We start from the raw sequence: 6,439 nt of genomic DNA, 5'->3' as shown, positions 1-6,439 counted from the left end.
CCCCGCGGCCGGTCCGCGCAGCAGGTCGAACAGATCACGCAGCGGCCGGATTCCGACCCTCCTGCGGGCCTGCGCCGGCGCGCCGGCCGTCGGAGCCGCTGTCGCCGGTCCTTCCAGGCCGGCCGTCAGCCGCTGCCACACCTGCTTCCAGCCGATCCCGGGAAACAAGGACCCGGCCAGCAGCAGGTACACCACCACACGCGAAGGCAAGTTCCGTATCCGCTGCTGGGTCCTGCCGGACTCGGCCAAGACCTCGTCGACCATCTCGAACGGGACGAGCTGCGTCAACTCGCCCAGATGACCGGGCGCGAACGGCCCCGCGGCAACCACTACCTCATGAGAAATGACAGACTTGGCGTCCAACGGAGCTCCTGCTGAACAGTGATCTTGGTCGACACGGTTCTCACAGGAGCTCCGTCTGTTCTCAGACCGCTTGACACATCAGCCACACGCCTCACTACACGGCATTGGGACTAGCCCAGCAACGGAATCTCGATGGCCGGGCAGCGGTCCATCACCATGTCCAGACCGGCCGCGCGCGTGCGTTCGTAGGCACCTTCGTCGATCACGTCCAGCTGGAACCAGACGGCCTTCGCACCGATCGCGGCGGCCTGGTCGGCCACCGGGCCCGCCAGGTCGCTGTTGACGAAGACGTCGACGACGTCCACCGGGAACGGGATCGCGTCCAGCGACGGATATCCCTGCTCGCCGTGGACCGTCTCCGCCTTGGGATGGACCGGCACGATCCGCTTGCCGAAGCGCTGAAGGACCGCCGCGACCCGGTAGGCGGCACGGCCCTGGTTCCCGGACAGGCCCACGATCGCCCAGGTGTCGCCCCGATCGGTGAGGATCTTGCGGATCGTTGCTGCGTCGCCGTACACGGCCGGTCTCCTTCGACGTCCCGCGACGCGGCGGACCCGCGCCGTCTGCTGTGGGGCAACCGCGCACGGAACAGAGGGATTCCCCGCACAGCGACGACCGCCACCCACGACCGTACGGTGGTCCGCCCCCTGCCCGGAACGGGCCCCTCCTCCCTGCGCCGGGGCGCTTGTGCGCCTACGCTCGCTCCGTGCTCCGTATCATCGACGCCCGCGACGGCGAGCCCACCGGCGTCCGCCCCGGCCTGGTCCGTGTTCACGCCCATGTCACCGGGGCCGACACCGCTGCGCTGAGGGTGCTGCTGATGGCCGATGTGCTGGCCCGGGCCCTGGAACTGGGCGGAACGCCCGTGGTCACGGTCGCGGCCCCGTCCACCTCCCTCCGCGAACGCGCCGACGCCCTCGGCATCCGCCCCGCGGAGCCGGACGCGCCGGGTCTCGGCCGCGCCCTGCATGTGGTCGGGGCGGGGCACACCGCACCCGACGGGGTGCGCATCGAGGTCGCCCCGGCCACCGGACCCGCCGACACCGCCGCCTCGCCGTCGGCCGTACGCCTCGCCCTGCTCGCCCGCCCCCGCCGCCACCCCGTGGACCTCGACCCGGCCGCCCTGACCGCGGCGCACGACACACTCGGGCGCTGGCGCGGCGCCGTCGCCGACTGGGCGGTTCACCCCTCGCGGCCCATCCCGGAACAGGTGCGGCAGGAACTGCGCGCCGCCTGGGAGGACGACCTCGACGTACCGGCCGTCCTGGAGGTGCTGGGGCGCGTGGAGGGTGACGACGACCTGCCAGCCGGCGCACGCTTCGAGACCTATGCCTACGCCGACCGCCTGCTCGGCCTGGACCTGGCCCGCGAGATCGGGGCCCGGGCATGATCACCCGTGCCGAGTACGGCCCGCTGCGCCGACTCGTGGTCCTGCGGCACGCCAAGTCCGCGTGGCCCGACGGTGTCGCCGACCATGAACGGCCCCTCGCGCCACGCGGCCGCCGGGATGCCCCGGCCGCCGGGCGTGCCCTCGCCGAGGCGGACTGCCTGCCCGACCTCGCGCTGTGCTCCACCGCCGTGCGCGCCCGCCAGACCTGGCAGCTGGCCTCGGCCCAGTGGGGCACCCCGCCACCCGTACGGTTCGACCCGCGGCTGTACGCCGCCGACCTGTCCGATCTGCTGGAGGCCGTGCACGAGACGCCCGCCGAGGTGGAGACACTGCTGCTGATCGGGCACAACCCGGAGCTGACGGACCTGGTGCTCGCCCTTGCCGGCCAGGGCCTCGACGACACGCTGGAGCGCGTCAGGACGAAGTTCCCCACAGCGGCCATCGCCGTCCTCGCCGCCCACGGCGTCAGTTGGGAGGTCCTCGCCCCCGGCAGGGCACTCCTGACGGAGATGACCGTGCCGAGGGGCGAGAAGAAATAGCCACGGGACGAAGCAGCTACGGGACGAAGCAGCTACGGGAAGAAACAGCGTTGGGAAGAAACAGCTATCCGACGTGGATGCGGGGGCGGCGCGCTGGGTCCGGCTCGGCGCGGCGCAGCACTTCGCGGGTGACCGGAGCGACCTCGCCGTCGCCGAACACCAGGAAGCGCAGCAGATGGCTGAACGGGGCGCCCTCGGTCCAGTTGAAGTAGGCGTGCGGCACCTGGCCGGTGCGGTCGCGCAGCTCCATCAGGACGGCCGCGATGGTGTTGGGCACGGTCGCCCCGGACACCCTCAGCCTGCGCACCCCGTACTTCTCGTCGCCGTGCACCGTCAGATCGGCGCTGAAGTCCGAGGAGTCGGTGACGAACACCTCCAGGAACAGCACCGGCCGCCCGTCCGGGATATGGGTCTGCTCGCGCTGGCTGTACTCCTTGGCGCGGTACTCCCGTCTGCTGTGCTCCTGGGGCTCGTTGGCGATCAGCCGCAGCGGCCCGCGCGCCGCCGCCGCCTCGATGAACCTCGTCGCCGGCTCGTCGAAGGTGACGGTCGCGGCGCGCAGTTCGAAGGCGCGGTGCACGCGCGAGGCGAACGACGTGATCAGGATCGCGAGGATGAAGATCAGCGCGATCTTGAGGCCGTCGGGACGCTCGATCACATTCGTGACCAGGGTGTACATCAAGACGGCGGTGATCGCTCCGAAGCCGAGCGCGGCGGCCCGGTGACCGCGCCGGTGCACGGCGACCGTCGAGGCGAACGCCGCGGAGAGCATCAGCACGAGCACGCCCGTCGCGTAGGCGCCGCTCTGGGCGTCGACATCGGCGTGGAACCACAGCGTGATGACCACGGCGGCCACCATGAAGACCAGGACCAGGGGCCGCACGGCACGGGTCCACTCCGGGGCCATGCCGTAGCGCGGCAGATAGCGCGGCACCAGGTTGAGCAGCCCGGCCATCGCGGAGGCGCCCGCGAACCAGAGGATCGCGATGGTGGCGACGTCGTAGACCGTGCCGAACGCCCCGCCCAGCTGCTCGTGCGCGAGATAGGCCAGCGCGCGTCCGTTGGCGGGGCCCCCGCTCTTGAAGGCGTCCTGCGGAATCAGGATCGTCGTCGCCAGGCTGGACAGCAGCAGGAGACAGCTCATGATCACCGCCGCCGTGGTGAGCAGTTTCCGTGTGTCACGCACTCGCCCGGCCGGATGGTCGTAGGTGTCCGTGCGATCGCCCTTGATCTGCGGCATCACCGCAACGCCCGTCTCGAAGCCGGACATGCCGAGCGCCAGCTTCGGGAAGACGAGCAGCGCCACACCGATCATCGCGAGGGGCGAGGAGTGCTCGGCGGTCATCGCGTCCGTCCAGTCGCCGATCTTCACCGGGTGGCTCAGCACCTCCCAGACGGCGACCGCGAGCACGATCACGTTGAGGCTCAGATAGGTCGCCACCAGGGCCAACGCGATGCCGATAGCCTCCTTGAACCCCTTCAGGAAGACGGCGCCGAGCGCGGCGAGCAGAAACAGGGTGATCCAGGTATTGGCGCCGTCCGCCCAGCGCGGGGCGTACGGGTTCTCCACGACGTGTGCGGCGGCGTCCGCGGCCGACAGAGTCATCGTGATCATGAAGTCGGTGGCCGCGAAGCCCAGTAGCACCAGCACGAGGATCTTCCCCGCCCACCACGGCAACAGCCGCTCCAGCATCGCGATCGAGCCCTCGCCGTGCGGGCTCTCATGGGCCACCCGGCGGTAGACGGGCAAGGCGCCCAAGAGGGTCAGCGCGATCAGCACGAGGGTCGCGAGCGGCGACAGCAGGCCGGCCGCGAGGGCGGCGATACCGGGCTGGTAGCCGAGGGTGGAGAAGTAGTCCACACCCGTCAGGCACATGACGCGCCACCAGGGATGCCCCTCGTGCGCGGCGTCCGGGGTGGCGTGCGGGCCCGGGTGCCGGGCCGCCCGCTCGCTCAGGCCGTCCAGCAGCCAGGCCCGCCAGCGGACTTTGGCGGGGGCGGACGGCAACTGGCCGGGCTCGGCGGCGTCCGGACTCTCCACCTGGGTGCCGGTCATGCTTACGCTCTCTCCTGTGCTCGCTCGGGCGGCCTCGCGAGGCCGCGGCTCCGGCCCGGGCCTTGGACGGCCCGGAACCCGGCAACGACGAGCGAGTATCCATCACGGGGCAGTGTGCCCGGCCCCTCGGGGGCGGACGCGCCGAGGTGCAGCGAATCGGTGAGATGTGTCGCACACCTGCTCGGAGGGGCCGGGAGGGCCGGGACCTGCGGGGAATCGGAGGGCGCGGAAGGCGCGGAGGCGCCCTCGTGCGGTGCTTCCGGGAGCGCCGCATAGGCTGGCGTGATGCAGGACGAGTACCGCACAGTCGCCCGCGCGGGCGTGCACGAGACCGAGGTCAACCGCTCCCGCTTCCTGTGCGCCCTCGCCCCGGCCGCCACCGAAAAGGAGGCACAGAACTTCATCGCCGGGGTCCGCAAGGAGCACGCCGACGCCACCCACAACTGCTTCGCGTACGTCATCGGGGCCGACGCCGCGATCCAGAAGGCCAGTGACGACGGCGAACCGGGCGGCACCGCGGGCGTCCCCATGCTCCAGATGCTGCTGCGCCGCGACATGCGGTACGTCGTCGCCGTCGTCACCCGCTACTACGGCGGGGTGAAGCTCGGTGCGGGCGGGCTCATCAGGGCCTACGGGGGAGCCGTCGGCGAGGCCCTGGACGCGCTCGGCACCCTGACCCGCCGCCGGTTCCGGCTCGCCACCGTGACGGTGGACCACCAGCGCGCGGGCAAGGTGCAGAACGACCTCAGGGCGACCGGCCGCGAGGTGCGCGACGTGCGCTACGGCGAGGCCGTCACCATCGAGATCGGACTCCCCGACGCCGACGTCGAGGCCTTCCGGGCCTGGCTCGCGGACGCCACCGCGGGCACCGCCGGGTTCGAACTGGGCGGGGAGGCCTACGGGGACGCGCACTCAGGACGGTGAGGGCTCCGGCGTGACGTGCTCCTCGTCTATCTGCGTGCCGGACCGGTAGACGGTCACGACGCCGTCGTGGATCTCGTAGCGGTACACGCCGTTGCGGGCCTCGTAGCCGTCGCTCGTCCGCTCGGCCTTCATGGCGATGCCCTTCGCCCGTCTGTCGAGGAACTCGCCGAAGTAGTACAGCGAGCCAGCCCGGGTGCGGCAGAGCGTGATCTGGTGGTGCGCGGTGTGGAACGCCGCGACCAGCACGGCGCCGTCGCCGCGCGGGAGTTGCCCCGCGATGCGCCCCGGACAGGCGGTGGAACTCGTCGCGGCCGAGCTGTCCGGAGTCGGCGAGGCGCCGGACTCGAAGAGGTTTCCGCAGCCCCGGGTGAGAAAGGTCAGCACGCCGAGGAGCAGAAGGACGACGACGCAGCCCGGGACGCAGCCGGACTTCGGCTTCGCCGGAGGCGGGGGGTAGGCCGGCCGCGTCACCGTCGGAGGGCGCGGGGGAAGAACCGGTCCCGGAGAAGGGGGCGCGGGAGCCGCGGGGGTCGTGGTGGGCGGCCGGTATCCGGCGGAGGGCGAGGACGGGAAGAAGACCGCCTCCTCGCTGCCCGTACCGGAGGCGGCGACCGGCGTCGTACCGGACGAGAACGGAGACGGGGACGGGGGACGGGCGGCGGCCGAGGTGCGTGGCGACCGGGGAGGGGGCGGGGTGCGCGGGGGCGTCGGGTCGCGGTCGGGCGCGCCGGCGGACGGCATCCTCTTCGGTGTGGGCTTCTTGGGAGCCGGCTTGCGGTCGGTGGTCTTCTTCGCCGTCGTCCTCGCGGACGCCGCGGACTTCGTCGCAGCCTTCTTGGTGGCTGTCTTCCAGCCGGTGCCGCACACGATGCACGACAGGTCCGTACGGGCGTTGTTCGTGTCGCACTTCGCGCAGCGCCAGTCGGCCGTCGGCCGGGCGGCCCCCGGCCGCTTGGCGGCGGGACGCGAGGCCCCCGACGCTCCGGAGCCGCCGGCCGGCTTGGCGGCCGGCTTGGACGTCGTCGAGGTCGCGCGGGGTGCGGCGCCGCGCCGTCTGCCGCCGCACGTCCCGCAGGACGTCTCCGCGGGGGCGTTGTAGGTGTCGCAGTCCGCGCAACGCCAGTTCGCCGATGCCGCCACTCGCCGGTGTCCTCCCTGTCATGCCGT

The 6,439-nt window shown here is 72.1% G+C and carries 8 protein-coding genes; 4 read left to right on the top strand and 4 right to left on the bottom strand.

Annotated elements, in window-relative coordinates; all coding sequences use genetic code 11:
- On the bottom strand, window positions 1-363 hold a 363-nt coding region (locus AB0L95_RS18315), incomplete at its 3' end, for a transposase domain-containing protein (protein ID WP_365162702.1).
- A 110-nt stretch (window positions 364-473) separates the two neighbouring features.
- Window positions 474-881 carry a CoA-binding protein gene (locus AB0L95_RS18310; protein ID WP_365162701.1) on the bottom strand — a complete coding sequence of 136 codons (408 nt, stop codon included), beginning with the start codon at window positions 879-881 and terminating at the stop codon, window positions 474-476.
- A 188-nt stretch (window positions 882-1,069) separates the two neighbouring features.
- On the opposite strand from AB0L95_RS18310, the gene AB0L95_RS18305 reads away from it, so the two are divergent.
- Both AB0L95_RS18305 and AB0L95_RS18300 read left to right on the top strand, forming a co-directional pair.
- Window positions 1,070-1,753 carry a hypothetical protein gene (locus AB0L95_RS18305; protein ID WP_365162700.1) on the top strand — a complete coding sequence of 228 codons (684 nt, stop codon included), beginning with the start codon at window positions 1,070-1,072 and terminating at the stop codon, window positions 1,751-1,753.
- Window positions 1,750-2,292 carry a histidine phosphatase family protein gene (locus AB0L95_RS18300; protein WP_365162699.1) on the top strand — a complete coding sequence of 181 codons (543 nt, stop codon included), beginning with the start codon at window positions 1,750-1,752 and terminating at the stop codon, window positions 2,290-2,292. Before AB0L95_RS18305 ends, AB0L95_RS18300 begins: the two co-directional genes overlap by 4 nt.
- 64 nt (window positions 2,293-2,356) lie before the next feature.
- Here AB0L95_RS18300 and AB0L95_RS18295 read toward each other — a convergent pair whose 3' ends face one another.
- Window positions 2,357-4,348: an amino acid transporter gene (locus AB0L95_RS18295; RefSeq protein ID WP_365162698.1), complete on the bottom strand. Its 1,992-nt coding sequence runs from the start codon at window positions 4,346-4,348 to the stop codon at window positions 2,357-2,359.
- A gap of 285 nt (window positions 4,349-4,633) precedes the next feature.
- Between AB0L95_RS18295 and AB0L95_RS18290 the strand changes: the two genes are divergently transcribed.
- Window positions 4,634-5,272: a YigZ family protein gene (locus AB0L95_RS18290; protein WP_365162697.1), complete on the top strand. Its 639-nt coding sequence runs from the start codon at window positions 4,634-4,636 to the stop codon at window positions 5,270-5,272.
- Here AB0L95_RS18290 and AB0L95_RS18285 read toward each other — a convergent pair.
- Window positions 5,261-5,743, bottom strand: coding sequence for a hypothetical protein (locus tag AB0L95_RS18285; RefSeq protein ID WP_365162696.1), 483 nt, complete (start codon window positions 5,741-5,743; stop codon window positions 5,261-5,263). The genes AB0L95_RS18290 and AB0L95_RS18285 overlap by 12 nt on opposite strands.
- A gap of 61 nt (window positions 5,744-5,804) precedes the next feature.
- On the opposite strand from AB0L95_RS18285, the gene AB0L95_RS18280 reads away from it, so the two are divergent.
- Complete coding sequence (locus AB0L95_RS18280) at window positions 5,805-6,371, top strand: hypothetical protein (RefSeq protein ID WP_365162695.1); 567 nt, start codon at window positions 5,805-5,807, stop codon at window positions 6,369-6,371.
- The last annotated feature ends 68 nt before the right edge of the window (window positions 6,372-6,439 follow it).

The sequence above is a fragment of the Streptomyces sp. NPDC052036 genome (assembly GCF_040680495.1).
In the GTDB taxonomy this organism is placed as follows: domain Bacteria; phylum Actinomycetota; class Actinomycetes; order Streptomycetales; family Streptomycetaceae; genus Streptomyces.
This window is presented reverse-complemented; position numbering and strand designations above follow the sequence as displayed.

Bases quoted from the DNA above. Each gene is read 5' to 3' on its own strand.
- AB0L95_RS18300 (WP_365162699.1), top strand. From the start codon at position 1,750: ATGATCACCCGTGCCGAGTACGGCCCGCTGCGCCGACTCGTGGTCCTG.
- AB0L95_RS18295 (WP_365162698.1), bottom strand. From the start codon at position 4,348: ATGACCGGCACCCAGGTGGAGAGTCCGGACGCCGCCGAGCCCGGCCAG.
- AB0L95_RS18290 (WP_365162697.1), top strand. From the start codon at position 4,634: ATGCAGGACGAGTACCGCACAGTCGCCCGCGCGGGCGTGCACGAGACC.